25 protein-coding genes are annotated in these 24,857 nt (G+C 65.0%); 11 read left to right on the top strand and 14 right to left on the bottom strand.

Annotated elements, in window-relative coordinates; all coding sequences use genetic code 11:
• Positions 1 to 85: 85 nt before the first annotated feature.
• The 7 genes from AC1MHZ_RS17875 to AC1MHZ_RS17845 form a co-directional block, all read right to left on the bottom strand.
• Positions 86 to 625, bottom strand: coding sequence for a DUF2058 domain-containing protein (locus AC1MHZ_RS17875; RefSeq protein ID WP_084858693.1), 540 nt, complete (start codon positions 623 to 625; stop codon positions 86 to 88).
• A 24-nt stretch (positions 626 to 649) separates the two neighbouring features.
• The gene (mazG, locus tag AC1MHZ_RS17870) at positions 650 to 1,483 is read right to left on the bottom strand and encodes a nucleoside triphosphate pyrophosphohydrolase (RefSeq protein WP_084858692.1); all 834 of its coding nucleotides are present in this window, start codon (positions 1,481 to 1,483) and stop codon (positions 650 to 652) included.
• A 123-nt stretch (positions 1,484 to 1,606) separates the two neighbouring features.
• Positions 1,607 to 3,847, bottom strand: coding sequence for a GTP diphosphokinase (gene relA / locus AC1MHZ_RS17865; protein WP_084858691.1), 2,241 nt, complete (start codon positions 3,845 to 3,847; stop codon positions 1,607 to 1,609).
• A 97-nt stretch (positions 3,848 to 3,944) separates the two neighbouring features.
• On the bottom strand, positions 3,945 to 5,303 hold the full coding sequence (rlmD, locus tag AC1MHZ_RS17860; RefSeq protein WP_084858690.1) for a 23S rRNA (uracil(1939)-C(5))-methyltransferase RlmD: 1,359 nt from the start codon (positions 5,301 to 5,303) through the stop codon (positions 3,945 to 3,947).
• Complete coding sequence (cysM, locus tag AC1MHZ_RS17855; RefSeq protein WP_084858704.1) at positions 5,303 to 6,202, bottom strand: cysteine synthase CysM; 900 nt, start codon at positions 6,200 to 6,202, stop codon at positions 5,303 to 5,305. The genes rlmD and cysM overlap by 1 nt, the downstream gene beginning before the upstream one ends.
• A gap of 172 nt (positions 6,203 to 6,374) precedes the next feature.
• Positions 6,375 to 7,748, bottom strand: a complete 1,374-nt coding sequence (locus AC1MHZ_RS17850; protein ID WP_084858689.1) for a sensor histidine kinase — start codon at positions 7,746 to 7,748, stop codon at positions 6,375 to 6,377.
• Between the two features lie 2 nt (positions 7,749 to 7,750).
• Complete coding sequence (locus tag AC1MHZ_RS17845; RefSeq protein WP_084858688.1) at positions 7,751 to 8,467, bottom strand: response regulator transcription factor; 717 nt, start codon at positions 8,465 to 8,467, stop codon at positions 7,751 to 7,753.
• 238 nt (positions 8,468 to 8,705) lie between these two features.
• Here AC1MHZ_RS17845 and AC1MHZ_RS17840 point away from each other — a divergent pair, with 238 nt between their 5' ends.
• The 4 genes from AC1MHZ_RS17840 (at position 8,706) to AC1MHZ_RS17825 (ending at position 13,503) form a co-directional block, all read left to right on the top strand.
• Positions 8,706 to 11,462, top strand: a complete 2,757-nt coding sequence (locus AC1MHZ_RS17840) for a response regulator (protein WP_084858687.1) — start codon at positions 8,706 to 8,708, stop codon at positions 11,460 to 11,462.
• A 181-nt stretch (positions 11,463 to 11,643) separates the two neighbouring features.
• Positions 11,644 to 12,633, top strand: coding sequence for a 2-hydroxyacid dehydrogenase (locus AC1MHZ_RS17835; RefSeq protein ID WP_368830145.1), 990 nt, complete (start codon positions 11,644 to 11,646; stop codon positions 12,631 to 12,633).
• 31 nt (positions 12,634 to 12,664) lie between these two features.
• On the top strand, positions 12,665 to 13,102 hold the full coding sequence (locus tag AC1MHZ_RS17830; RefSeq protein WP_084858685.1) for a hypothetical protein: 438 nt from the start codon (positions 12,665 to 12,667) through the stop codon (positions 13,100 to 13,102).
• Complete coding sequence (locus AC1MHZ_RS17825) at positions 13,099 to 13,503, top strand: META domain-containing protein (protein WP_084858684.1); 405 nt, start codon at positions 13,099 to 13,101, stop codon at positions 13,501 to 13,503. The genes AC1MHZ_RS17830 and AC1MHZ_RS17825 overlap by 4 nt, the downstream gene beginning before the upstream one ends.
• Positions 13,504 to 13,619: 116 nt before the next feature.
• Here the strand turns inward: AC1MHZ_RS17825 and AC1MHZ_RS17820 are convergent, their stop codons facing one another.
• Positions 13,620 to 14,087 carry a TlpA disulfide reductase family protein gene (locus AC1MHZ_RS17820; protein WP_084858683.1) on the bottom strand — a complete coding sequence of 156 codons (468 nt, stop codon included), beginning with the start codon at positions 14,085 to 14,087 and terminating at the stop codon, positions 13,620 to 13,622.
• Positions 14,088 to 14,172: 85 nt separating this feature from the next.
• Here AC1MHZ_RS17820 and arsC point away from each other — a divergent pair, with 85 nt between their 5' ends.
• Genes arsC through AC1MHZ_RS17805 form a run of 3 tightly spaced genes read left to right on the top strand, consistent with a single transcriptional unit; the run spans position 14,173 to position 15,534 of the window.
• Positions 14,173 to 14,526, top strand: a complete 354-nt coding sequence (arsC, locus tag AC1MHZ_RS17815) for an arsenate reductase (glutaredoxin) (protein ID WP_084858682.1) — start codon at positions 14,173 to 14,175, stop codon at positions 14,524 to 14,526.
• Positions 14,523 to 15,128: an NAD(P)H:quinone oxidoreductase gene (gene wrbA / locus AC1MHZ_RS17810; protein ID WP_084858681.1), complete on the top strand. Its 606-nt coding sequence runs from the start codon at positions 14,523 to 14,525 to the stop codon at positions 15,126 to 15,128. The genes arsC and wrbA overlap by 4 nt, the downstream gene beginning before the upstream one ends.
• The gene (locus tag AC1MHZ_RS17805; RefSeq protein ID WP_084858680.1) at positions 15,121 to 15,534 is read left to right on the top strand and encodes a DUF2069 domain-containing protein; all 414 of its coding nucleotides are present in this window, start codon (positions 15,121 to 15,123) and stop codon (positions 15,532 to 15,534) included. The genes wrbA and AC1MHZ_RS17805 overlap by 8 nt, the downstream gene beginning before the upstream one ends.
• A gap of 80 nt (positions 15,535 to 15,614) precedes the next feature.
• Here the strand turns inward: AC1MHZ_RS17805 and AC1MHZ_RS17800 are convergent, their stop codons facing one another.
• Together AC1MHZ_RS17800 and ttcA are read right to left on the bottom strand one after the other, a co-directional pair.
• Positions 15,615 to 16,286: a DNA-3-methyladenine glycosylase I gene (locus AC1MHZ_RS17800; RefSeq protein ID WP_084858679.1), complete on the bottom strand. Its 672-nt coding sequence runs from the start codon at positions 16,284 to 16,286 to the stop codon at positions 15,615 to 15,617.
• A 3-nt stretch (positions 16,287 to 16,289) separates the two neighbouring features.
• Positions 16,290 to 17,114 carry a tRNA 2-thiocytidine(32) synthetase TtcA gene (gene ttcA / locus AC1MHZ_RS17795; RefSeq protein ID WP_084858678.1) on the bottom strand — a complete coding sequence of 275 codons (825 nt, stop codon included), beginning with the start codon at positions 17,112 to 17,114 and terminating at the stop codon, positions 16,290 to 16,292.
• A gap of 253 nt (positions 17,115 to 17,367) precedes the next feature.
• On the opposite strand from ttcA, the gene AC1MHZ_RS17790 reads away from it, so the two are divergent.
• Entirely contained in the window at positions 17,368 to 17,967 is a 600-nt protein-coding gene (locus tag AC1MHZ_RS17790) for a Yip1 family protein (protein WP_070091748.1), read from the top strand.
• Between the two features lie 128 nt (positions 17,968 to 18,095).
• Positions 18,096 to 18,590 carry a SprT family zinc-dependent metalloprotease gene (locus tag AC1MHZ_RS17785; RefSeq protein ID WP_084858677.1) on the top strand — a complete coding sequence of 165 codons (495 nt, stop codon included), beginning with the start codon at positions 18,096 to 18,098 and terminating at the stop codon, positions 18,588 to 18,590.
• 84 nt (positions 18,591 to 18,674) lie between these two features.
• Here the strand turns inward: AC1MHZ_RS17785 and AC1MHZ_RS17780 are convergent, their stop codons facing one another.
• The 4 genes from AC1MHZ_RS17780 to AC1MHZ_RS17765 all read right to left on the bottom strand — a co-directional run bounded on the left by AC1MHZ_RS17780 (position 18,675) and on the right by AC1MHZ_RS17765 (position 23,149).
• Positions 18,675 to 19,997: a dicarboxylate/amino acid:cation symporter gene (locus AC1MHZ_RS17780; protein WP_084858676.1), complete on the bottom strand. Its 1,323-nt coding sequence runs from the start codon at positions 19,995 to 19,997 to the stop codon at positions 18,675 to 18,677.
• 383 nt (positions 19,998 to 20,380) lie between these two features.
• Complete coding sequence (locus AC1MHZ_RS17775) at positions 20,381 to 21,727, bottom strand: ATP-binding protein (RefSeq protein WP_084858675.1); 1,347 nt, start codon at positions 21,725 to 21,727, stop codon at positions 20,381 to 20,383.
• Positions 21,724 to 22,401 carry a response regulator gene (locus tag AC1MHZ_RS17770; RefSeq protein WP_084858674.1) on the bottom strand — a complete coding sequence of 226 codons (678 nt, stop codon included), beginning with the start codon at positions 22,399 to 22,401 and terminating at the stop codon, positions 21,724 to 21,726. The genes AC1MHZ_RS17775 and AC1MHZ_RS17770 overlap by 4 nt, the downstream gene beginning before the upstream one ends.
• A 145-nt stretch (positions 22,402 to 22,546) precedes the next feature.
• Entirely contained in the window at positions 22,547 to 23,149 is a 603-nt protein-coding gene (locus AC1MHZ_RS17765; protein ID WP_084858673.1) for an outer membrane beta-barrel protein, read from the bottom strand.
• Between the two features lie 136 nt (positions 23,150 to 23,285).
• On the opposite strand from AC1MHZ_RS17765, the gene AC1MHZ_RS17760 reads away from it, so the two are divergent.
• Both AC1MHZ_RS17760 and AC1MHZ_RS17755 read left to right on the top strand, forming a co-directional pair.
• Positions 23,286 to 24,077 carry a dienelactone hydrolase family protein gene (locus tag AC1MHZ_RS17760; RefSeq protein ID WP_084858672.1) on the top strand — a complete coding sequence of 264 codons (792 nt, stop codon included), beginning with the start codon at positions 23,286 to 23,288 and terminating at the stop codon, positions 24,075 to 24,077.
• A gap of 78 nt (positions 24,078 to 24,155) precedes the next feature.
• Positions 24,156 to 24,857: a 4'-phosphopantetheinyl transferase family protein gene (locus tag AC1MHZ_RS17755; protein WP_482966739.1), complete on the top strand. Its 702-nt coding sequence runs from the start codon at positions 24,156 to 24,158 to the stop codon at positions 24,855 to 24,857.

The raw sequence follows: 24,857 nt of genomic DNA, 5'->3' as shown, positions 1-24,857 counted from the left end.
GAGCATAGAGGGGCCGCTTCGCGGCCCTTTCGCGGCACAAGGCCGCTCCTACAAGGACCGTGCGAGTCCTGTAGGAGCGGGCCAATTACCACATGAGGTCGTCTGGAATCTTGTAGGCGGCGTACGGATCGTCCTCGTCCGCTTCCTCGACATGGGTGTTGAGCAGCAGGATACGATGCGGGTCACGTTCCTGGATCTTCACTGCGGCTTCGCGCGGGATCACCTCGTAACCGCCGCCGAAGGAGACGATCGCCAGAGCACCATTGCTGAGCTTGGTGCGCATCAGGGCATTGACGGCGATGCGCTTGACCTTCTTGTCATCGACGAAGTTGTAGTAGTCCTCGGTGTTGAGCTTGGGCAGCCGGGTTGCCTCGATCAACTGCTTGATCTGCGCGGCACGGGCCTTCTGCTCGGCCTTTTCCTGCAGTTGGCGGTTCAGCTCCTGGTCTTTCCTGGCCTTCTCGGCCATGGCTTCCTTGGCCTGGCGCTGCTGGGTGTCGTCGACTTCGACCTGCCCTTTGTGCTCCAGACGTTTCTGTTTCTTCTCGGCTTTGTTGACCTGCTTGACCTGTTTCTGGTTGACCAGACCGGCCTTGAGCAATTGGTCGCGAAGGGAAAGGCTCATGTATTCACTCACTTATGCAACAGCTCAGCCGCAGCTGGGCAGGTTCTTTTCCTGACGCTTGGCTTCGCCCCACAGGGCGTCCAGCTCATCAAGAGTACAATCTTCGATCGGGCGGCCACTGTCGCGCAATGCCTGTTCGATGAAGCGGAAACGTCGCTCGAACTTGCGGTTGGCCCGGCGCAGGGCATTTTCCGGGTCGTGCTTGAGGTGCCGGGCGAGGTTGACGGTGGCGAACAGCAGGTCGCCGATTTCATCCTCGAGGGCATCGTCATCGCCGTCGGCCATGGCCTGCAGCACTTCATCCAGTTCTTCACGGACCTTGTCCAGCACTGGCAAGGCGTCAGGCCAGTCGAAGCCGACGGTGGCCGCGCGTTTTTGCAGCTTGGCCGCGCGCGACAGGGCCGGCAACGCCGCCGGCACGTCATCGAGCAGCGACAACTGCTCGGGCTCGCTCTTCTCGGCACGCTCCTGGGCCTTGATCTCTTCCCAGCGCGACTTGACCTGGGCCTCGCTCAGGCTGGGCGTATCCAGTGGCGCGTACAGGTCCCCGGTGGGGAAGACATGTGGATGCCGGCGGACCAGCTTGCGGGTGATGCTATCGACCACGCCATCGAAGGCGAAGCGGCCTTCTTCCCGGGCCAGCTGGCTGTAGTAGACCACCTGGAACAGCAGGTCGCCCAACTCGCCTTGGAGGTGTTCGAAGTCGCCACGCTCGATGGTGTCGGCGACTTCGTAGGCCTCTTCGAGGGTGTGCGGGACGATGCTCGCGTAGTTCTGCTTCAGGTCCCAGGGGCAGCCGTGTTGCGGATCGCGCAGACGGGCCATGAGGTGCAGCAGGTCGTCGAGGGTGTAGGACATCGGGTTCTCTCATACGGCGCAGGCTTCGCCTGCGATCGCGGGGCAAGCCCGCTCCTACAGGTACAGCGCACCCCTGTGGGAGCGGGCTTGCCCCGCGATGGGCCGCAAAGCGGCCCCGGGGTCTCAAGGGGTACGGTTACGCCGCGTCTCGATGATGTTCGGCAACTGCGAGATCCGGCCCAGCAGGCGCCCGAGGGCATCCAGACCGGGGATCTCGATGGTCAGCGACATCAAGGCGGTGTTGTCTTCCTTGTTCGAGCGGGTATTGACCGCCAGCACGTTGATCTTCTCGTTGAGCAGTACCTGCGACACGTCGCGCAGCAGCCCCGGGCGGTCGTAGGCACGGATGATGATGTCGACGGGATAGGTCTGCACCGGGATCGGCCCCCAGCTGACCTGGATCATCCGCTCCGGCTCCTTGCCGGCCAGCTGCAGCACCGAGGCGCAGTCCTGGCGGTGGATGCTCACGCCACGGCCCTGGGTGATATAGCCGACGATGGCGTCGCCCGGCAGCGGCTGGCAGCAGCCGGCCATCTGCGTGAGCAGGTTGCCGACGCCCTGGATCTGGATGTCGCCACGCTTGCCGGAACGGGTGCCGCTGGCCTTGCGCGGGATCAGTTCGATCTGCTCGTTGCGCTCGGGCTCGAGCAGCTGCTGGGCGGCATTGACCATGTGGGCCAGGCGCAGGTCGCCAGCGCCCAGGGCGGCGAACATGTCCTCGGCGGTCTTGACGTTGGCCTTCTCGGCCAGGCGCTCGAAGTCGACCTGAGGCAGGCCCAGGCGGCTCAGCTCACGCTCGAGCAAGGTCTTGCCGGCGGCGACGTTCTGGTCGCGGGCCTGCAGCTTGAACCAATGGACGATCTTGGCCCGGGCCCGGGATGTAGTGACATAACCCAGGTTGGAGTTCAGCCAGTCACGACTCGGGCTGCCGTGCTTGCTGGTGATGATTTCCACCTGCTCGCCGGTCTGCAGGCTGTAGTTCAGCGGCACGATGCGGCCGTTGATCTTGGCGCCCCGGCAGTTGTGGCCGATCTCGGTGTGCACGCGGTAGGCAAAGTCCAGCGGCGTGGCGCCCTTGGGCAGGTCGATGGCATGGCCGTCCGGGGTGAACACATAGACCCGGTCCGGCTCGATATCGACCCGCAGTTGCTCGGCCAGGCCGCCGATGTCGCCCAGTTCCTCGTGCCACTCGAGTACCTGGCGCAGCCAGGAGATCTTCTCTTCGTAGTGGTTGGAGCTGGACTTGACGTCGGTGCCCTTGTAGCGCCAGTGGGCGCAGACGCCCAGCTCGGCTTCCTCGTGCATGGCGTGGGTGCGGATCTGCACCTCGAGCACCTTGCCCTCCGGGCCGATCACCGCGGTGTGCAACGAGCGGTAGCCGTTTTCCTTGGGGTTGGCGATGTAGTCGTCGAACTCCTTGGGGATGTGCCGCCAGAGGGTATGGACGATACCGAGCGCGGTGTAGCAGTCGCGGATCTCCGGTACCAGTACGCGCACCGCACGCACGTCGTAGATCTGGCTGAACTCCAGGCCCTTGCGCTGCATTTTGCGCCAGATGGAATAGATGTGCTTCGCCCGGCCGCTGATGTCGGCGTTGACGCCCGTGGCCAGCAGCTCGTTCTGCAGTTGGTTCATCACGTCGGTGATGAAGCGCTCGCGGTCGAGGCGACGCTCGTGCAAGAGCTTGGCGATCTGCTTGTACTGATCGGGTTCGAGGTAGCGGAAGGACAAGTCCTCCAGCTCCCACTTGATGTGACCGATGCCCAGACGGTGGGCGAGCGGTGCATAGATGTCGAACACTTCGCGCGCCACGCGCAGGCGTTTTTCGTCATCGGCGGCCTTGACCGCACGGATGGCGCAGGTACGTTCGGCCAGCTTGATCAGGGCGACGCGCACGTCGTCGACCATGGCCACCAACATCTTGCGCAGGTTCTCCACCTGGGCCTGGGAGCCAAGCACCAATGACTGGCGCGGGCTGAGGCTGGCGCTGATGGCCGCCATGCGCAGCACACCGTCGATCAGCTTGGAGACCACCGGGCCGAACCGCTGGCCGACCTCGGCCAGGGTCACTTTGCCTTCGCGCACCGAGCGATAGATCACGGCCGCCACGAGGGAGTCCTGGTCGAGCTTGAGGTCCGCGAGGATTTCAGCGATCTCCAGGCCCGCCTGGAAGCTGGACGTGCCATCGGCCCAGGAATGCTTGGCCGGGTTGCCCTTCTTCTCGACTTCCTGGGCAAAATCGCAGGCCTCCTTGAGCGCCTTGCGGTCCAGCGCCGAGTCGACGCTCACCACATGATCCAGCCATGCTTCGAGATTGATACTGCCGTCGGTATTGACCGGCTGGTGCACTCTCACCTGTACCATCTTTCTTTTACCTTTCCATACAGCGCACCCCACGGATGCGCTGGCAATCACCGTACGACGCCCATTCCCTGGACACCGCACCAAGGGGCCAGCCTGGCTAGCCCGCTTCGAATAACGCCATGGCCTCGACATGTGCCGTCTGAGGAAACATGTCGAGAATCCCGGCCCTTGTTAACCGGTACCCCTGCCCTACCAGCACCTGGGCGTCTCGCGCCAGCGTGGCCGGGTTGCAGGACACATAGACCAACCGCTTGGCCTTGAGGCGTGCGATGTTTTGCACCACCTCGAAAGCACCGTCGCGCGGTGGATCCAAGAGTACCGCAGAAAAGCCCTCGGCGGCCCATCCGGCGCCATCCAAAGGCTGCGATAAATCGGCCTGAAAAAAGCGTGCATTATGCACTTTGTTGTCCCCGGCGTTGGCCGCCGCCCGCTCGACCATGGCCTGGACACCTTCCACCGCCACCACTTCACGGGCCTGCCGGGCCAACGGCAGGGCGAAGTTGCCCAGGCCGCAGAACAGGTCCAGCACCCGCTCCTCAGGTTGCGGCGCGAGCCAGGCCAGGGCCTGCTCGATCATCGCCGTGTTGACCTGGGCGTTGACCTGCACGAAGTCCCCTGGCCGCCAGGCAAGCTCCAGCCCCCAAGGCTCGAGGACAAAGCCCAGCGCCTGGCCTGCCCGTACCGGCGCCGGCTCGCCTTCGCCCTGCAGCCACAGCTGGGCGCCGACGGCTTCGCAGAAGGCCTCCAGACGCGCCAGGTCGTCTGCCGGCAGCGACGCGACATGACGCACCAGCACCGCCTCGGCCGTACCGCTGAACAACTCGACATGCCCCAGCGCTTGGGGTTTGCCCAAGCTGCGCAACACGTCCGGCAACTGGCGAAAAATCGTTTGCAAGGGCTGTACCAGAACCAGGCACTCATCGATGGCGACGATGTCCTGGCTGGCCTCGGCGCGAAAACCTACGTCCAGCCGGCGTGCCTTGGGGTCCCACCGCACCGCCACCCGCGCGCGTCGCCGATAGCCGAACTCAGGGCCCACCAACGGTGCGGCCCACTGCTCAGGCTGTATCCCCGCCACGCGCTGCAGCTGCTCGGCCAACAGGCGCTGCTTGAGCGCCAACTGCTCCTCATGGGGCTGGTGCTGAAGGTTGCAACCACCGCAGCGGGCGTAATACCGGCAAGGGGCTTCGCGCCGTTCAGGGCTGGCCTGCAGCACCCGCTCCAGGCGTGCCTCGACCACCTTGCCGCGCGCACCGAGCACCCGGGCTTCGACAGCCTCCCCTGCCAGGGCACCGCTGACGAACCAGGTACGCCCTTCCAGGAAAGCGATGCCTCGGCCGTCACCGGCCAGACGTTCGATGTCCAGGCGTTGTTTCTTGCCGACCGGCACCTGGGGCGCACGGTTGCCGCCGGCCGGTTGGAACCGCAGGCCGCCGCTGCTTTTCTTTCTGGACATCAGGTTGCGTCAAACAGGCCGGTGGACAGGTAGCGGTCGCCACGGTCGCAGATGATCGCCACCATGACCGCATTCTCGACCTCGCGGGACAGGCGCAGCATGGCTGCTACCGCACCACCGGAAGACACACCACAGAAAATGCCTTCTTCACGGGCCAGACGGCGGGTGGTCTGCTCGGCTTCTTCCTGGGACATATCGACCACGCGGTCGACACGGCTGGCGTCGAAGATCTTCGGCAGGTACTCCTCGGGCCAGCGACGGATGCCAGGGATGGCCGAGCCTTCCATCGGCTGCAGGCCGACGATCTGCACCGCCGGGTTCTGCTCCTTGAGGTACTGCGAGCAGCCCATGATGGTGCCGGTGGTGCCCATGGAGCTGATGAAGTGGGTGATGCTGCCCTGGGTCTGCTGCCAGATCTCCGGGCCTGTGCTGGTGTAGTGGGCGACCGGGTTGTCGCCGTTGGCAAACTGGTCGAGCACCAAGCCGCGGCCTTCGGCCTGCAGTTTGTCGGCCAGGTCGCGCGCGCCCTCCATGCCCTCCTCTTTGCTGACCAGCAGCAGCTCGGCGCCATAGGCGGTCATCGCCGCCTTGCGCTCGGCAGTGGAGTTGTCGGGCATGATCAGGATCATCTTGTAGCCCTTGATCGCCGCTGCCATGGCCAGGGCGATGCCGGTGTTGCCGGAGGTGGCTTCGATCAGGGTGTCGCCCGGCTTGATCTGGCCGCGCAGTTCGGCACGGGTGATCATCGACAGGGCCGGGCGGTCCTTCACGGAACCTGCCGGATTGTTGCCTTCGAGCTTGAGCAGGAGGGTGTTGGTAGTCTCGCCTGCGATACGCTGCAGGCGAACCAGAGGCGTATTGCCGACGCAATCGGCGATGGTTGGGTACTGCAAGGTCATGGCGTAGTTCACAATCCGGACGGCAGGGGCGACTATCATACCGGCAAACGTTTCCTCGCCATATCACGCAATCTGCAGTCTCTATAGCTATAAGACATAAGGAAGCGGTGCCTGTGGGATCGAGCGCGGCCCGCGCGGCGCTCGGCCTCACAGGCGGCGGCCACCTCATGCCCTACGCAGCCGATCGCGCAAGCCCTACAGGGGGTGTGATGGCGGGCAGGCGCATGCACAGACGCAGCCCTTGCTTGCCGTTCTCTGCCCACAGGGTGCCACCCTGGCGCTGGATCGCGCTGCGGGCGATGCTCAGGCCCAGACCGAATCCACCGTCGCCCGGGCGGGAGCCGTCCAGGCGCGAGAACGGGGCGAAGATGCGCTCCAGGTCTTCTTCGGCCACCCCGCCCCCCTGGTCTTCCAGGACGATGCGCCAATACCCACCCTCACGCTGGCCTCCCAGGCGCACAAGCCCCTGTTCGGGGGAATGGCGGATCGCGTTGCGCAGCATGTTCTCCAGGGCCTGGGCCAAGTGGTTGAGGTTGCCTTGCACCCAGCATTCGGCCGGCAGTTCACAGCGCAAACGCGCCGGCGCCCAGCCGCTTTCATAGCAGGCATCCTCAGCGAGCATGTCCCACAGCGCCTGGAGCTGGATCGGCTCGAGGTTCATCGGCGCACGCTCGGCATCCTGCCAGGCCAGTTGCAGGGTGTTCTCCACCAGTTGCTGCATGCAGTCCACCTCACGGCCCACACGTTCGGCCAGGCGCTGCAGGTCGGTTTCGCCGTCACAGGCCACGCGCAGGCGGCTGAGCGGTGTACGCATCTCGTGGGACAGGTCACGCAACATCTGCTGCTGCATGGCCACGGTGCCCTGCAGGCGCTCGGCCATCTGGTCGAAGGCCCGGGCCAGTTCGCCCAGTTCGTCGTGTCGGCCGATGGTGCGCGAATCCAGGCGTGCCGAGAGCTGGTCGGCGCGCCAGGCATTGGCCTGCTCGCGCAACTGGTTCAGCGGTACGATCAGCATGCGGTACAGGCCCACGCATAGCAGCAGGGTGAACAAGCCCGGGATGATGCCGTTGGTCAGCACTTGCCAGAACAGACGGTAGCGGCCAGGGTTGAGGCGCTCCGGCAGCTCGATCACCAACATGCCCTGCTCCGGTGCGCCGGGGAACGGCAGGCGCAGCCAGGGTTGGGTGATGCTGCGCCGACTCATGGGCCAATCGACACCCCGCAGGTGCGTCAGTTGCTGAACCTCAGCAAGAGACAGGCTGGCGCTGCCCAACGGCCGGAGTTCGGCATCAAGCACGCCGACCCAGCCCGCCCCCTGCTCGCGCATCTGCGCCTGCCATCGGTCGACGCCGGCCTGCCCACCTTCGCGCCAGGCACGCTCGGCTTCGCCGGCCCAGGCCAGCAACTCCTCTCGGGCCGATGCGTCGAGGTAGGCATTGCGGGTTTCCATATGCCGGCCCCAGGTGTAGCTCAGGCCGATCATCAGCAGGCAGAAGCCCACCAGGAGGATGGACAGCTTCCAGAACAGCGAGTGACGGTCGAGCACCGTCAATCCGCCTCGCCGGCGCAGAGCATATAGCCCTTGCCCCAGACCGTCCGGATCTGCCGTTCGTGGTAGCCGATCACCTTGAGCTTGCGGCGGATCTGGCTGACATGCATGTCCAGGCTGCGGTCGTGACGCGAATAGCCTCGCTGCAGGACTTGCTGATAAAGGAACGGCTTGCTCAGTACTTCGTCTTGGCTGCGATTGAGGGTATCGAGCAGACGGTATTCGCTGGGTGTCAACCCAGCCCACAGACCATCGAGCCAGACGTCGCAGGCGGCATCGTCGAAGCGCAGCTGACCGTTGGCCACCTCGCGCGAAACCTGGTGACGCCGCTCGAGGGCGACGCGGCGCAGGATCGCCTCAATGCGAACACGCAGTTCGGCCATGCTGAAGGGCTTGGGCAGATAGTCATCGGCGCCGCGCTGGAAACCGGTGATGCGGTCGGCCTCGGCCCCCAGGGCCGACATCAGGATCACCGGGGTGGCGCTGTGCCTGCGCAATTGGGCCAGTGCATCCAGGCCATTGAGGCCGGGCAGCAGGATGTCCATCAGGACCACATCGAACACCTGGCGACCAGCGGCCTTCAGGCCCTCCAGGCCATTGCGGCACCAGGTCACCTGGAAGCCGTCACGCTGCAGCTCCTCGTTCAGGTAGGCGCCAAGTACGGGGTCGTCCTCGATGGCGAGAATAGAGGACTGGTTAACAGCTACGGGATTCATTGGCTTGTGACATTGATTCTCAGTTGCGCAATTATTGGCCATGCGGACACGCCAAGGCAACCGGGTTTCGACCGGTGACGGCTTTTGGCCACCCTCTGCGGGCTCGCATTCGCGTCGACTGCCCCCCTGGCTGCATAAAACGGATACAAATAAGTGCAACAGGCCGGCTGCCGGGGTAACGTTCTGCCTGGAGCCGTCCCTATGATGACGGCATACAGGCACATGACAGGAGACAGATGTGCTCGATCGCTTGGGAATCAGAAGCCGGGTCCTGCTGTTGGCCCTGCTGCCCGCCGGCCTGATGGCATTGGTGCTGGGGAGCTATTTCACCTGGCTGCAGCAGAACGAGCTGCGCACCCAGCTGTTCCAACGCGGCAAAATGCTTGCCGAACAGTTGGCCCCGCTGGCAGCGCCGGCCTTGGCCCACCCGGCCCAGGCCCAGCTCGAACGGATCGCCGCCCAGGCCCTGGAACAAACCGACGTGCGCGCCGTGGCATTTCTTGCCCCGGACCGCACGCGCCTGGCCCATGCCGGCCCCAGCATGCTCAACCTGGCGCCCACCGGCGGCACCGGCACACAGCTGCTGCAGCGTACCGGCAACGATGCCACCCGTTACCTGATGCCGGTGTTCGGCCATCACCGCGACCTGGCCACCGAGGCCGTGCCCGCCGAGGCCGAGCGCCTGCTGGGCTGGGTGGAAATCGAACTGTCCCACGACGGCACCTTGCTGCGCGGCTACCGCAGCCTGTTCACCAGCGTGCTGCTGATCCTCGGCTGCCTGGCACTGACCGCCCTGCTCGCCCTGCGCATGAGCCGCACCATCAACGACCCGATCAGCCGCATCAAGCACGCCGTCACCCAGCTGAAGGACGGCAACCTGGAGGAGCGCCTGCCGGCCATGGGCAGCCACGAGCTGGACGAGCTCGCCGCGGGCATCAACCGCATGGCCGAAACCTTGCACAATGCCCATGAAGAGCTGCAGCACAGCATCGATCAGGCTACCGAGGACGTGCGCCAGAACCTGGAGACCATCGAGATCCAGAACATCGAGCTGGACATGGCGCGCAAGGAGGCCCTGGAGGCCAGCCGCATCAAGTCCGAGTTCCTGGCCAACATGAGCCATGAGATCCGCACGCCGCTCAACGGTATCCTCGGCTTCACCCACCTGCTGCAACGCAGCGAGCTGACGCCGCGCCAGCTCGACTACCTGAACACCATCGAGAAATCCGCCGACAATCTGCTGGGGATCATCAACGAGATCCTAGACTTCTCCAAGATCGAGGCCGGCAAGCTGGTGCTCGACAGCATTCCCTTCAACCTGCGCGACCTGATCCAGGACACCCTGACCATTCTTGCCCCGGCCGCCCATGCCAAGCAGTTGGAGCTGCTCAGCCTGGTCTACCGCGACACGCCTTTGTCGCTGGTCGGCGACCCGCTGCGGCTCAAGCAGATCCTCACCAACCTGGTAAGCAACGCGATCAAGTTCACCCGCGAAGGCACCATCGTGGTACGGGCCATGCTCGAGGACGAGCAGGAAGACAACGTGCAGCTGCGCATCAGCGTGCAGGACACCGGCATCGGCCTGTCGCCCCAGGACGTGCGCACCCTGTTCCAAGCCTTCAGCCAGGCCGACAACTCGTTGTCGCGCCAGCCCGGCGGCACCGGCCTTGGGCTGGTGATCTCCAAGCGTTTGATCGAACAGATGGGCGGTGAGATCGGCGTCGACAGCACGCCAGGCGAAGGGTCGCAGTTCTGGATCAGCCTGAGCCTGCCCCGGGCCCATGACGATGCCGAGGAACAGCCCTTGCAGCCGCTGCTCGGGCGCCGCGCGGCCATCGTCGACGGCCACGAGCTGGCTCGCCAGGCGCTGGAACATCAACTGGAGGACTGTGGCCTGAGCGTCAGCCTGTTCGCGTCCTTCGACCAGTTGCTGCAAGGCGCCCAAGCCGCCGCCCAGGCGGGCCAGCCATTCGACTTCGCCGTGCTCGGGGCCAACCTGGGCAGCCTCTCGCCGGAGCAGCTCGGTCATTACCACCAGCAACTCGAGCGCCTCGACTGCCTGTGCGTGGTGCTGTGCCCGACCACCGAACACGCGCTGTACCATCCCTACCTGCCCAATGGCCATGGCCAGTTGCTGTCCAAGCCGGCCTGCACACGCAAGCTGCGCCGTCTGCTGCTGGAACTGGTGCAGCCGCGTCGGCCATTGGCCGAGCCACGCAGCAGCGGTAGCCAGCGGGCGCCGAAGATCCTGTGCGTGGACGACAACCCGGCCAACCTGTTGTTGGTGCAAACCTTGCTCGAAGGCCTGGGCGCCGAGGTGCTGGCGCTCGACAATGGCTTTGCGGCGGTGCAGGCCGTGCAGAACGAGCCCTTCGACCTGGTGCTGATGGACGTGCAGATGCCCGGCATGGACGGCCGCGCCTGCACCGAGCAGATCCGCCGCTGGGAAGCCAGCCAGAGCGGCAACCCGCTGCCCATCGTCGCCCTTACCGCCCATGCCATGGCCAACGAGAAGCGCGCCTTGCTGCACAGCGGCATGGACGACTACCTGACCAAGCCGATCAGTGAGCGCCAGCTGGCCCAGGTGGTGATGAAGTGGACCGGGCTGAGCCTGGCCCCGCAGCAACAGGAACGCGCACAGGAGCGCCTGCCCGACAGCACCGAGCTGAAAGTGCTCGACCCTGACGAAGGGCTGCGCCTGGCGGCGGGCAAGCCGGACCTGGCCGCCGATATGCTGGCCATGCTGCTGGCCTCGCTGGAGACCGACCGCGACTCGATCCGCAACGCCCGCGAGCGCGGCGACCGCACGGCCATGATAGAACAGGTGCACCGGCTCAACGGCGCCTCGCGCTATTGTGGCGTGCCGCAGCTGCGCGCTGCCTGCCAACGCAGCGAGACCCTGCTCAAGCAGGACAGCCCCCAGGCCTTGCAGGCCCTGGATGAGCTGGACCGGGCCATCACCCGCCTGGCGGCCCAGGCGCGGCTGAGCGCCTGAGCTCAGGACCCGATCGCAGGCAAGCCGGCTCCCACCTGTACAGCGGTACAACCCTTGTGGCTTGCTGGCGATCGGGCCAGCACTGGCGACACCTGTTCCCTCCGCGAAAGAGCGCCATAGATCAAGGTCCATGGGCTCGGACTGGCTACACTGGGCGCAACACGAAACCCAGAGGTGTCCCATGCGCGTCCTGTTGTTCAGCAGCCAGCACTACGACCAGGAAAGCTTCGACCAGGCTGCCGGAAACCATGGCCTGGAGCTACATTACCAGTCCGCCCGCCTGACCTTGGATACCGCGCCGCTGGCCAACGGCTTCGCGGTGGTCTGTGCCTTCATCAATGACGAGCTGGACGCGCCGGTGCTCGAACGCCTGGCCGCAGGCGGTACTCGCCTGATCGCCCTGCGCTCGGCCGGCTACAACCATGTCGACCTGGCCGCCGCTCGGCGCCTGGGGCTGGCGGTGGTGCGGGTGCCGGCCTATTCGCCCCACGCCGTGGCCGAACATGCCGTGGCCCTGATCCTGGCCCTCAACCGCCGCCTGCACCGGGCCTACAACCGCACCCGCGAAGGCGACTTCACCTTGCATGGGCTGACCGGCTTCGACCTGCATGGCAAAACCGTGGGGGTCATCGGCACTGGCCAGATCGGCGAAGCCTTCGCCCGCATCATGGCGGGGTTCGGCTGCCAGCTGCTCGCCTACGACCCCACGCCCAACCCGGCGCTGCTGGCCTTGGGAGCGCGTTACCTGCCGCTGCCCGAACTGCTGCGCCAAGCGCGGATCATCAGCCTGCACTGCCCGCTGACCGAGCAGACACGCCACCTGATCAACGCGCAAAGCCTTGCGCAACTGCAACCCGGCGCCATGCTGATCAACACCGGGCGCGGCGCGCTGGTCGACACCCCAGCCCTGGTCGACGCGCTCAAGAGCGGCCAGCTGGGCTATCTGGGCCTGGACGTCTATGAAGAGGAGGCCCAGCTGTTCTTCGAGGACCGTTCCGACCTGCCGCTGCAAGATGATGTGCTGGCCCGGCTGCTGACCTTCCCCAACGTGATCGTCACCGCGCACCAGGCGTTTCTTACCCGCGAAGCCCTGGATGCCATCGCCGCCACCACCCTGGACAATATCGTCCGCTGGGCGGCAGGCGATGCGCAGAATCTGGTCATGGGTTAGTGCTAGGATACGCGGCAATTCTGGAGGACCCATGGTCGAACACGATTTCCGCTACACCCTATTCAACCCGCAACACACGCTGATCGAATGCCGCGCCCTGGTGCCCGGCCGCTACCAGGTCACCGGCAACGGTGGCTCGATGCACAAGGACGATGTCCTGCTGGTGACCCTCAAGGGCAGCAAGGACCTGTCCATGCGCCTGACCGTGGAAAGCGTGCGCCACCTGATCAACCCTCGCGGCCAGTGGGTCGCCGTCGCCAGCGGCCCAGTGTTCAACGAGCTGGAGATTCTCAACTGGCAGGTCAAGTGCGACGCTTGCCAGGCCCAACTGGACTTCGAATTCGCCGTGGACGCCAAGCTCGGCAAGAAGGCGCGTCAACCGGCGGCCAGCGCCCGTATCGCCGAACTGGGCTGGAGCAGCCAGGGCGAACGGCACCTGTGTCCGGCTTGCCAGGGGAGCGCGCAGTGAAACATCTGTTGAGCACCGCGCTGGCTGCCACCGCACTGGTGGGTTGTGCCTCCGAACCTTCGCCCCTGCAGCAGGAGCGCGGCTATGTGCTGGAGTGGATCGGCGAACGTCCACTGATCGACTACAGCCACCTGACCCTGATTCTGGGCGAGGACGGCCGCGCCTATGGCAATGCCGGCTGCAACCATTGGTTCGCGCCCTATACCCTGGAAGGCGATCGCATCAGCTTCGGCAAGGTCGGCAAGACCCGCAAGCTGTGCGCACCGGCGCTGATGGACCAGGAAAAACGCTTCCTGCAGGCGCTGGAGACCGTGCAGCGCTGGGACGTCTCGCCGATCGAGCAGATCCGCTTCTGGCCGGCCGAGGGCAAGCCGCTGCGGTTCTGGCCTGAGGAAGGCTGAAATGATCGGGGGCGCTTCGCGCCCCTTTCGCGGCACAAGGCGCTCCTACACGCCTCGCGCCAGCTTGTAGGAGCGGCCTTGTGCCGCGATGGGCTGCAAAGCAGCCCCGGAATCGATCAGGCGCCGCCCTTGAGCGCCTTGATCTTGGCCTGCAGCCCTTCGAGGGTCTGCTCGCCCATCAACTGCTCGCGTACCTTGCCCTTGTCGTCGATGATGTAGGTCACCGGCAGCGCCTCGCTGCGCGGCAGCTCGTAGCGCTCGGCCGGGTCCTGGGCGAGCACGGTGAAGGCGATGCCGAGGGTATCGGCCGCCTGCTTGAGGTCCTGCCCCTGCAGCCCGTCGAAGTTGACCCCCACCACCTTGATGCCCTGGGCCTCCCACTGCTTGGCCGCCGCGTTGAGCTCGGGGATTTCCGTGCGGCACGGGCCGCACCACTCGGCCCAGTAGTTGAGCACCACCCAGTGCCCATCGATCTGCTCGGCCTTTACCGTATTGCCGTGCTGGTCCACGCCGTAATCCGCACCGCAACCGCCGAGCAACAGGCTCGCAGTGATGGCCAGTACAGCTGCCAAACGCCTTGCCATGGGTCAATCCTTCTAGAAGATTCAAGCAAACTACACAGTCGCTGCGGTTAGAATAGCCGCCACACCCAGCTGGATGCGACCCGTCATGACTGATCTGACCCTCTATCATAACCCGCGCTGCTCGAAATCCCGCGGCGCCCTGGAACTGCTCGAAGCACGCGGCCTGGCCCCGACCATCGTGCGCTACCTGGAGACCCCGCCGGACACCGCCACGCTCAAGGCCCTGCTCGGCAAGCTGGGCATCGCCCCGCGCCAGCTGCTGCGTACCGGTGAGGATGAATACAAGGCCCTGGACCTGGCCAACCCGGCACTGACCGACGCGCAGCTGATCGAGGCCATGGCCCAGCACCCGAAACTGATCGAACGGCCGATCCTGGTCGTCGGCGACAGGGCCGTGATCGGCCGCCCGCCTGAGAAAGTGCTGGAGATCCTGCCGTGAGCGAACCCTACGTCCTGGTTCTCTACTACAGCCGCCATGGCTCGACCAGCGAGATGGCCCGGCATATCGCCCGAGGTGTCGAGATGGCCGGCCTGGAGGCGCGCCTGCGTACCGTGCCGGCGATTTCCACCGAGTGCGAAGCCGTGGCGCCGGACATCCCGGCCAGCGGCGCGCTCTATGCCACCCTGGACGATCTGCGCCATTGCGCGGGCCTGGCCATGGGCAGCCCGACACGCTTCGGCAACATGGCCGCGCCGCTGAAGTACTTCCTAGACGGCACCAGCAGCCTGTGGCTGGGCGGCGAGCTGGTCGGCAAGCCGGCAGCGGTGTTCACCTCCACCGCGAGCCTGCACGGCGGCCAGGAAACCACCCTGCTGTCGATGATGCTGCCGCTGATGCACCACGGCATGCTGGTGCTGGGCCTGCCCTACAGCGAGTCGGCGTTGCTCGAAACCCGTGGCGGCGGCACGCCTTATGGCGCCAGCCATCATGCAGGTGCCGATGGCAAGCGTGAGCTCGACCCGCATGAGATCGCCTTGTGCCGCGCGCTCGGCCAACGCCTGGCGAACACCGCCAAAGCCTTGGAGGCCGCGCGTGGCTAAAAAGCCTAAGGTGTTGCCGCCACTGGAGTGGCTGGCTCCGCGTCTGCGCCTGACGCGAGCATCGAGCCTGGCCTTCTTCTTCGGCCTGATCGCCCTGTTGGTGGTGAACAACCTGTGGTTCGCCGACCTGCACGGGGCGCGGGTCGAGGTGATCCTGGCGATCGAACTGGTGCCGCTGCTCGTGTTGCTGCCAGGCATGCTGATGGGCGGCGCCCGGGCGCATGCCTGGACCTGCTTCGTGGTGAATCTCTATTTCATCAAAGGTGTACTGGCGGCGTTCGACCCGGCGCGAGCAGTGTTCGGCTGGATCGAGGTGCTGGTGAGCCTGGGGCTGTTCGTCAGTGCGCTGCTGTATGTGCGCTGGAAGTTCCAGCATGAGCGACGGCTGGCCGGCGAAGGGCTTTGAGCGCTAGGGTTGCCGCGCAGCCCAATCGCGGGACAAGCCCGCTCCCACAGGGGATCTGCGTGACCTCAACGCTGTGGGGCTCAATGGTTGACGGTATGCGCCAGCATCACCGACAGCTGGCACAGCGGTCGCCCGCTTTCTGCATGCCATTGGTTGAAGGCCTGCTGCACCAATGCCAGGTCGCGTTGGCTGGTGGGCTGCTTGTCGATCACCCCCTGGGCGATCAAGGCCGCGCTCATGTCATCGGTGGGGATGAAGGTGTCCTTGCCAACCATGCGCAGGAAGCGCGGTGCCGACAGCCCACCTAGCTGGTTGCCGTGCTTGGCCAGGTACTTCCACAAGCCGACGATGTCGGTCACCGGCCAGTCGGCGATGAATGCGCCGAAACTGCCGTGCACCTTCTCGATGTCGAGGATCATCTGCGCATTGCGCGGCACGCTCTTGAGCTTGCCCAAGTGGCGAATGATCCGTTCGTCCTGCATCAGCCGCTCCAGGTGTTCGGCGCCCATCAGCACCACTTTCTGCGGCTCGAAGCCGAAGAACACCTGCTCGAACGCGGGCCACTTGGCATCCACCAGGCTGTGCTTGAGCCCGGCGCGGAATACGCGCAGGGCCAGCGTCGACAGGTAGCGGTCATCGCCGATGTCGCGCAGTTGCGCAGGGGTACGCGGCTGCGGCAGGAAGGCTTCGAGGGCCTGGGCCGAGCCGAAGCGGTTCAGGCAGTATTCATGCAGCCACTGGTAGTCACGCATGGGTCAGATATTCAGCACGTCGAGAAAACGCGGGGTGGCGCTCTCGTCGATCTTCAGGCTGGTGAAATCGAACAGGTTGCGGTCGGCCAGTTGCGACGGCGCCACATTCTGCAGGGCCCGGAAGATGTTCTCGGTGCGGCCCGGGTGCTTGCGCTCCCATTCCAGCAGCATTTCCTTGACCACCTGGCGCTGCAGGTTCTCCTGGGAGCCGCACAGGTTGCACGGGATGATCGGGAATTCCTTCATGTCCGAGTAGGCCTGGATGTCCTTCTCGCTGCAGTAGGCCAGCGGGCGGATGACCACGTTGCGGCCGTCGTCGGCGCGCAGCTTCGGCGGCATGCCCTTGAGCGAGCCGTTGAAGAACATGTTGAGGAAGAAGGTCTCGACGATGTCGTCGCGATGGTGCCCCAGGGCCATCTTGGTGGCGCCGATTTCGTCGGCGAAGGTATAGAGCGTGCCACGGCGCAGGCGCGAGCACAGCGAGCAGGTGGTCTTGCCTTCGGGGATCAGTTCCTTGACCACCGAGTAGGTGTCCTTTTCGACGATGTGGTACTCGATGCCCAGGGTCTTGAGGTAGGCCGGCAGCACATGCTCGGGGAAGCCTGGCTGCTTCTGGTCCATGTTCACCGCGACGATCTCGAACTTGATCGGCGCCACCTTCTGCAGGTGCAACAGAACGTCGAGCATGGTGTAGCTGTCCTTGCCGCCGGACAGGCAGACCATGACCTTGTCGCCATCCTCGATCATGTTGTAGTCGGTGATGGCTTCGCCGGCGAGACGACGCAGGCGTTTTTGCAGTTTGTTCTGGTTGACCGAGAGGGTGCCCATAGCGCTTGGATCCGCGAGGTGTGACAAAAGCGGGCTATTTTACGCACAAACCGAGCACAGGCGTAGGCCATTCCGATAAAGAATCAAGGGCGCGCCTGACAGCGCAATTTGCTCTAAAAAGCCGGTTTTTTGCCGGCAACGGCTTCCTATACTCCCTGATAAGGCCACACGACCGCTTGCATCGGTGTCCAGGCCTCGGGCCGCAAGCGCTCCATTTGGGGGGCGTTTGACAACGACGATAGGAGTGACCGGCATGATCCATCACGTTCTGGGGCTGTTTACCCACCCTGACCAGGAGTGGAAGGAGATCCGTGGCGAGGACGAAAGCATCAGCCACATGTACCTGACCCATACGCTGATACTGGCAGCGATCCCTGCCGTGTCGGCCTTCATCGGCACCACCCAGGTCGGCTGGGTCATCGGCGATCGACCGGCGGTGATGCTGACCATGGAAAGCGCGCTATGGATGAGCATCATGTCCTACCTGGCGATGCTCGCCGGCGTCGCAGTGATGGGCGCCTTCATCCACTGGATGGCCCGTACCTACGATGCCACGCCGTCCATGGCGCAGTGCGTGGCCTTTGCCACCTATACCGCCACCCCGCTGTTCATCGGCGGCCTGGCGGCGCTCTACCCGCACCTCTGGCTGGGCATGCTGGTGGGCACGGCGGCCATTTGCTACACGGTCTACCTGCTCTACGTCGGCCTGCCAACCTTCATGAACATCCCCACCGACGAAGGCTTCCTGTTCTCCAGTTCCGTACTGGCGGTGGGCCTGGTGGTGTTGGTGGCGATCATGGCCGCCACGGTGATCATCTGGGGGCTGGGTGTGGGGCCTGTCTATACCAATTAGAGACATTGCGACACAGGAGCATGACCAGGGGCCGCCATCGAGGCGGCCTCTGGCTGTGCGCTGACCGGTGGCTCGGCAGGCATGGGGCGCTTGCGGCATAATGCCCCGGCCAGGAGAACCACCCCGCCATGCCCGAGCTGCTCAAACAACGCGTCGAAACCTGTTACCAGCAAGCCGAAGCCTTCTTCAAACGCCCCTTCCCCCGCCCGGAAGTCAGCTTCAAGCTGCGCGGCCAGAAGGCCGGCGTCGCCCATCTGCACGAGAACCTGCTGCGCTTCAACCTGCAGCTGTATCGCGAGAACCAGGAAGACTTCCTGCGCCAGACCGTTGCCCATGAGGTCGCGCACCTGGTCGCGCACCAAGTGTTCGGCGACCGCATCCAGGCCCATGGCGAGGAATGGCAGTTGATCATGCGCGGGGTCTACGAGCTGCCGCCCAACCGGTGCCACAACTATGAAGTGCAGCGGCGGGTGGTGACACGCTATATCTACCGTTGCCCGTGCCCGGAAAGCGATTTCCCGTTCACGGCCCAGCGGCACAAGCTGGTGCGCCAGGGGCGGCGGTACCTGTGTCGGCGGTGCCGGGAGATATTGGTGTACAGCGGCGAGACGCGCGTCGAATGAACCACCTCTATCGCGGGACAAGCACAGCCAGACACAGACATGAAAAAGGCGACCCGAAGGTCGCCTTTTCAGTTCATGCCTGGATCAACGTGCCGGGCCTTCTGCCACGCCCAGGTCATCGAGCGGGCGGCTTTCGACCAGCGGTGCACCGCCAGAGGCCAGCTCGGTCTGCAACTGGTCGGTGTCCAGTTCGTTGACCCACTTGGCCACGACCACAGTGGCCACGGCGTTGCCGATCAGGTTGGTCAGGGCGCGGGCCTCGGACATGAAGCGGTCGATACCCAGGATCAGCGCCAGGCCTGCAACCGGCAGGTGGCCCACCGCCGACAAGGTAGCGGCCAGAACGATGAAGCCGGAACCAGTGACGCCCGCAGCGCCCTTGGAGGCGATCAGCAGCACCAGCAGCAGGGTGATCTGGTGGGTGATGTCCATGGTGGTGTCGGTCGCCTGGGCGATGAACACAGCAGCCATGGTCAGGTAGATCGAGGTGCCGTCCAGGTTGAACGAGTAGCCGGTCGGAATCACCAGGCCCACCACGGACTTCTTCGCACCCAGGCGTTCCATCTTGGCCAGCATGCGTGGCAGCGCCGACTCCGAGGAGGACGTGCCGAGCACGATCATCAGTTCTTCACGGATGTAGCGGATCAGCTTGAGTACGCTGAAGCCGTGGAAGCGGCAGATGCTGCCCAGTACCACCAGGATGAACAGCAGGCAGGTGACATAGAAGCAGATCATCAGGTAGCTCAGCTGCACCAGCGAGCCCACGCCGTACTGGCCGATGGTGAAGGCCATGGCGCCGAAGGCACCGATCGGGGCCAGCTTCATGATCATGTTGATGATGTTGAACATGACATGGGCGAAGCGGTCGATCAGGTCCAGTACCGGCTTGCCGTAGCTGCCCAGGCGGTGCAGGGCGAAGCCGAACAGCACGGAGAACATCAGCACCTGCAGGATGTCGCCGTTGGCGAAGGCGCCGACCACGGTGTTGGGGATGATGTTGAGCAGGAAGCCGACGGTGGTCTGCTGCGCGCCGGCGGCGGCATACGCGGCCACGCTGCTGGCGTTCAGGGTGCTGACGTCGACGTGCATGCCGGCGCCCGGCTGGACCACGTTGACCACCACCAGGCCGATGATCAGGGCGATGGTGGAGACGATTTCAAAATACAGGAGTGCGTAGCCGCCGGTCTTGCCGACCGACTTCATGCTCTGCATGCCAGCGATGCCGCTGACGACGGTACAGAAGATGATCGGGGCGATGACCATTTTGATCAGTTTGACGAATCCGTCACCCAGGGGTTTGAGGGCGACGCCGGTTTCCGGGTAATAGTGACCGAGCAGGATACCGATGGTGATGGCGACCAACACCTGGATATACAGCGATTTGTACAGCGGCTGACGTGTCGTCATGGCTCAATTTCCTCAAGTGTGCCAAGCCCACCCTTCCCAGGGTGTTGCGGCACCTAAAGCGCGAACCCTCCTGCACCTGGAGGGATTTGTCGTTGTGGTCGAGCTGCCTGGGCAGGCCGATGCCAGGTCAATAGCAAGGCCGATGCCAAAGTGCTCGCAATGGGTGCAGGGGCCGTGTTTCAGGGCTTTTTATGCCCAAGGATCGGGCAGTCGCGCAGGAGGACGCTGGCGGATTTCCGCCCGCTGGCGGGTTTGGAACGCGGGAGATGGCGGGAATCCGCCCGGCGGGTGTTGCCTTTATCGCGGGACAAGCCCGCTCCTGCAAGGGCACTGCCAACCCTATGGGAGCGGCGGTTCGGCTTGCACCGCGATGCAGGCGACACTCAGTCCAGATGGAAGACGATTCGGAAGGCCGCGCCGCCCAAGGGCGAATCGTCCAGGCTCAGCTCGGCGTCGTAGCTGTCGATGATGTCCTTGACCACCGCAAGGCCGATGCCCTGTCCCGGGTGCTGGCGGTCGAGCCGCTCGCCCCGCTGGAGAATGCGCTCACGCTGGCCAGCCGGCACACCGGGGCCGTCGTCCTCGACGCACAACGTCAGTTGCCCAGGTGCCTGCTGCAGGCTCACCCGCACCAGGCCGAGGCTCAGGCGGTAGGCGTTTTCCAGCAGGTTGCCGAACAATTCCAGCGCAGCCCCTTGCTCCATCGGCAGCCAGGCACGCTCGGGAATGTCCAGGGTGACCGCCACGCGCTTGTCGCGATAGACCTTGTCCAACGTGCTGCACAGGCTGTCGAGCACCGGCCGCAGTTGCACCCGGTGACGCACCAGGCCGCTCTTGCGCAGGCTGGCACGCTGCAGCTGGTAGTCGATCTGCTGGCTCATGCGCTCGATCTGGCTTTGCAGCACCCGCGCCTGCTCGCGCTCGCTGTTGCCCTGCCCGAGGCTCTCGCCGACCCCCTGCAACACCGCCAGCGGGGTTTTGAGGCTGTGCGCCAGGTCATCCAGCGAGTCGCGGTAGCGTTGGCGCTGCTCGCGCTCACTGCGCAGCAGGCGGTTGAGCGAGCCGGTCAGGCGCAACAGCTCCCGGGGGTGTTCGCGGCTCAGGCCATCACGCGCGCCGGCCTCTACTTCGTCCAACTCCACGCTCAGCTGGCGCAGCGAACGCAGGCCCCAGGTCAGGCCGGCCCAGAGCAGCAGCATCAGCACCAGCAGCGCGGCGCCAAAGCCCAGGTAGAGTTTTTCCTGCAGGCCATCGAGGGTCTGCTGGTAGTCGCGCACCGGTTGCAGGGCGACGATGCTGTAGGCCGCGCTCTTGCCGCCGAGCAGCTTGATCTCCACGTCATAGACGAAGTACTCCTCGCCATCGTCCTGGCGGATGCGGTCGAATTCGTTGCCGCGCCCGTCGTAGCGTGGGTGGTAGTTGATGTGTTGTTCGGAGGTCGCGCGCGAACGCCACACCAGGGTGCCGTCACGGTCGAAGATGTAGCCACGCAAGCCGGTATAGGGCAGGTTGTAGCGCTCGTCGGGCAGCAGCTCGGGCATCTGCAGTTGGCCATTCTCGATGCGCGCCGCAGAGATGAGGGTGGTGACATCCGAGGCCAGGCGCTGCTCGATCGACTCCTGCAAGGCCAGGCTGAAGGCCTTCTGCAAGGCCGGCAACAGGGCCAGCATGAACAGCAGGGCCAGCAGCGCCGCCGCCAGCATCAGGCGCAGGCGCAGCGAGCGGATCATCGGCAACGCTCGGTGAACAGGTAGCCCAGGCCGCGCACCGTATCGATGGGCTTGAAGCCCCGGTCGCCCTCGAGCTTGCGCCGCAGGCGGCCGACCAGTACTTCGATGACGTTGGGGTCACGTTCCTCGTCATCGGGGTAAAGCTGCTCCATCAGCCGGTCCTTGGCCACCACCTGCTGGTGATGACGCATGAGGTATTCGAGGATGCGGTATTCATAGGCGGTCAGGGCCAGCGGTTGCTCACCCAGCGTCGCCTGCTTGCGGTTGAGGTCCAGCACCAGCGGGCCGGCTGAGATCGTCGACTGGGTGAAGCCGCTGGAGCGCCGCAGCAAGGCGTTGAGGCGCGCCTCCAGCTCTTCGAACTGGAACGGCTTGACCACATAGTCGTCGGCGCCGGCGGCCAGGCCCTCGACCTTGTCCTGCCAGTTGCCGCGCGCGGTGAGGATCAGGATCGGGAAGCGCTTGCCCTGGCTGCGCAGCTGGCGGATCAGGTCCAACCCGCTCATGCCCGGCAGGCCCAGGTCGACTACGGCCAGGTCGTGGTTGTATTGCTCGGCCTGGTACAGCGCTTCCTCGGCATTGGCCACCGCCTCGACCACGTGCCCGCTTTCGCCCAGGCGCGTGTACAGGTGGTGACGCAGCAGCGCTTCGTCCTCGACCACCAGCAATTTCATGTCACTCTCCTTGCTTCATTGCCTGACAGCCCCTATCGCGGGACAAGCCCGCTCCCACAAGATCGACGACGATTCCTGTGGGAGCGGGCTTGTCCCGTGTCAGGGCCGGCACAGCATACCAGTGAATGTCCGAGCCCCAGCCAAGTCAGAAGGTGTAGTTGGCTGACAGGTAAGTCTGGGCGCTGCTGGTCAAGCGCAGGGCGCCGGCCTTGGGTGCGCCGTGCTCGGCCAGTTCGGTGCTGGCATTGCTGCGCAGGTAACGGTAGCCCAGTTCCACCGAGGCGTTGTCGGTGATCTGCTGCAGCACTCCGGCCTGTAAGCCCACCGCATAGCCCAGGTCGGTGTCGCGGCTGTAGCCCGTGGATTCCTGGGTCAGCTTGGTCAGGCCCAGGCTCGCGCCGCCGAACAGCTTGGTGGTGTCGCCGACCGGCAGGAACCTGTCGTAGCTGCCCAGCAGGTTTTCCTGGCGCAGCTTGATACCGCTGTGGTCGCCCGAGACGTTGTCATAGGTCATGTAGTAGCGGGCATCGTCGTTGATCTTGCCCAGGCGCACGCCCCAGGTGCTGTCCTTGCCGATGATACCGTCGGTGTTCAGATGACCGGTGTTACGTTGCAGCAGGCCGGACTTGCGCACCTTGTCGCTGGTCTGGCCGTAGGTCAGGCTGGCGAAGGTGTCGTCTGCGGCGTGGGCGGTGAGGCTGGCGGCGCAAACGGCCATGGCGACCATCAGGGTGTTGAGTGCTTTCATGGGTTTGGTACTCCAGTTGGATGCGTTGTTTCGGTCTGGGGGCTAGAGTAGGGAGGGCGCCCTGAACCGCCGCTGAACCCTGGCTGAACCCTGGCTGAACGAGCCCGTTCTTTGCCTAAATAAGGAGGTACCGACCATGCGCTCCCTGCTTGCCCTGGCCTTGTTATGCAGCGCCACCTTCGCCCAGGCGGCGGTGCAGACCCGCGAAATCCCCTACCAGGATGCCGACGGCCAGCGCCTGGTGGGCTACTACGCCTATGACGATGCGCTCGATGGCAAGCGCCCGGGCATCATCGTGGTGCATGAATGGTGGGGGTTGAACGATTACGCCAAGCGCCGCGCCCGGGACCTGGCGGCCCTCGGCTACAGCGCCCTGGCCATCGACATGTACGGCGATGGCAAGAGCACCGAACACCCTCAGGATGCCCAGGCGTTCATGGCCGCCGCGATGAAAGACCCCAAGGCTGCGGCCCGGCGCTTCGATGCAGGCCTCGAGCTGCTTGCCCTGCAGCCCTACACCGACAAGGACAAGCTGGCCGCTGTCGGCTACTGCTTCGGTGGCAAGGTGGTGCTCGACGCCGCCAGGCGCGGCGAGCCCCTGGCCGCAGTGGTGAGCTTCCACGGGGCATTGGCGACCCAGGCTCCGGCGACACCTGGCAGTGTCAAGGCCAAGGTACTGGTCGAACATGGCGCGGCCGACAGCATGGTCACCGAGCAGCAGGTGGAGGCGTTCAAGAAGGAAATGGACGCGGCGGGAGCGAGCTTCGAGTTCGTCAGCATTCCCGGCGCCAAGCATGGGTTCACCAACCCCGACGCTGATCGGTTGAGCCATGGCGGGCATGGGGGGCCGGATATCGGCTACAGCAAGTCGGCCGATGAGAGTTCGTGGGCGGATATGCAAGCATTCTTGAAGAAAGTGTTCGACTGAGGATTGCCGGGGCCGCTTGTGCCGCGAAAGGGCTGCAAAGCAGCCCAAAAATGACCGAGCGCTGGCACAATAGCCGCCATGACCAGACTTCCCACTTGCTGTACTCCACTCCAACACCACTGGCCTCTGCCCCGCCCGGTCCCTGGGGCGGTGTTGGTCAGTTGCACCTTCGACCCCACCCGCCTGGCCGCGGACGATTTCCAGCGTGCCGGTGTCGAGCAGAGCGCCAGCCTGCACCGCTCGGTGGCCAAGCGTCAGGCCGAATACCTGGCCGGCCGGGTCTGCGCCCGCGCCGCCCTGCAGCAGCTGGACGGACGCGACTACGTGCCGGGCACCCATGAGGACCGCTCGCCGATCTGGCCGACCGGCATCCACGGCTCGATCACCCACGGCAAGGGCTGGGCGGCGGCAGTGGTGGCTGCCGATGGCGATACCCAGGGCCTGGGCCTGGATCAGGAAACCCTGCTCGATGAAGCGCGCGCCGAGCGGCTGGCGGGGGAAATCCTCACCCCGGCGGAGCTGCAGCGCCTGGATCGCAGTCAGCTCGGCCTGGCCGTGACCTTGACCTTCTCGCTCAAAGAGAGCCTGTTCAAGGCGCTCTACCCCTTGACCCGGCAGCGCTTCTATTTCGAACACGCCGAACTGCTGGCGTGGTCCGCCGACGGGCAGGCCCGGCTGCGCCTGCTCACCGACCTGTCGCCCCAGTGGCGCAGCGGCCAGGAGCTCGAAGGCCAGTTCAGCGTCCGCGACGGGACATTGCTCAGCCTGATCAGCGTATAG

The sequence above is a fragment of the Pseudomonas sp. FA-1 genome, from assembly GCF_056856075.1.
This window is presented reverse-complemented; position numbering and strand designations above follow the sequence as displayed.

Coding starts and splice junctions, on each gene's coding strand:
- AC1MHZ_RS17830 (WP_084858685.1), top strand. CDS start 12,665: ATGGTCGAACACGATTTCCGCTACACCCTATTCAACCCGCAACACACG.
- arsC (WP_084858682.1), top strand. CDS start 14,173: ATGACTGATCTGACCCTCTATCATAACCCGCGCTGCTCGAAATCCCGC.
- AC1MHZ_RS17790 (WP_070091748.1), top strand. CDS start 17,368: ATGATCCATCACGTTCTGGGGCTGTTTACCCACCCTGACCAGGAGTGG.
- relA (WP_084858691.1), bottom strand. CDS start 3,847: ATGGTACAGGTGAGAGTGCACCAGCCGGTCAATACCGACGGCAGTATC.
- AC1MHZ_RS17780 (WP_084858676.1), bottom strand. CDS start 19,997: ATGACGACACGTCAGCCGCTGTACAAATCGCTGTATATCCAGGTGTTG.
- AC1MHZ_RS17800 (WP_084858679.1), bottom strand. CDS start 16,286: ATGCGTGACTACCAGTGGCTGCATGAATACTGCCTGAACCGCTTCGGC.
- ttcA (WP_084858678.1), bottom strand. CDS start 17,114: ATGGGCACCCTCTCGGTCAACCAGAACAAACTGCAAAAACGCCTGCGT.
- AC1MHZ_RS17820 (WP_084858683.1), bottom strand. CDS start 14,087: ATGGCAAGGCGTTTGGCAGCTGTACTGGCCATCACTGCGAGCCTGTTG.
- AC1MHZ_RS17770 (WP_084858674.1), bottom strand. CDS start 22,401: ATGAAATTGCTGGTGGTCGAGGACGAAGCGCTGCTGCGTCACCACCTG.
- AC1MHZ_RS17760 (WP_084858672.1), top strand. CDS start 23,286: ATGCGCTCCCTGCTTGCCCTGGCCTTGTTATGCAGCGCCACCTTCGCC.
- AC1MHZ_RS17775 (WP_084858675.1), bottom strand. CDS start 21,727: ATGATCCGCTCGCTGCGCCTGCGCCTGATGCTGGCGGCGGCGCTGCTG.
- AC1MHZ_RS17785 (WP_084858677.1), top strand. CDS start 18,096: ATGCCCGAGCTGCTCAAACAACGCGTCGAAACCTGTTACCAGCAAGCC.
- AC1MHZ_RS17845 (WP_084858688.1), bottom strand. CDS start 8,467: ATGAATCCCGTAGCTGTTAACCAGTCCTCTATTCTCGCCATCGAGGAC.
- AC1MHZ_RS17765 (WP_084858673.1), bottom strand. CDS start 23,149: ATGAAAGCACTCAACACCCTGATGGTCGCCATGGCCGTTTGCGCCGCC.
- mazG (WP_084858692.1), bottom strand. CDS start 1,483: ATGTCCTACACCCTCGACGACCTGCTGCACCTCATGGCCCGTCTGCGC.
- AC1MHZ_RS17875 (WP_084858693.1), bottom strand. CDS start 625: ATGAGCCTTTCCCTTCGCGACCAATTGCTCAAGGCCGGTCTGGTCAAC.
- rlmD (WP_084858690.1), bottom strand. CDS start 5,303: ATGTCCAGAAAGAAAAGCAGCGGCGGCCTGCGGTTCCAACCGGCCGGC.
- AC1MHZ_RS17755 (WP_482966739.1), top strand. CDS start 24,156: ATGACCAGACTTCCCACTTGCTGTACTCCACTCCAACACCACTGGCCT.
- AC1MHZ_RS17835 (WP_368830145.1), top strand. CDS start 11,644: ATGCGCGTCCTGTTGTTCAGCAGCCAGCACTACGACCAGGAAAGCTTC.
- cysM (WP_084858704.1), bottom strand. CDS start 6,202: ATGACCTTGCAGTACCCAACCATCGCCGATTGCGTCGGCAATACGCCT.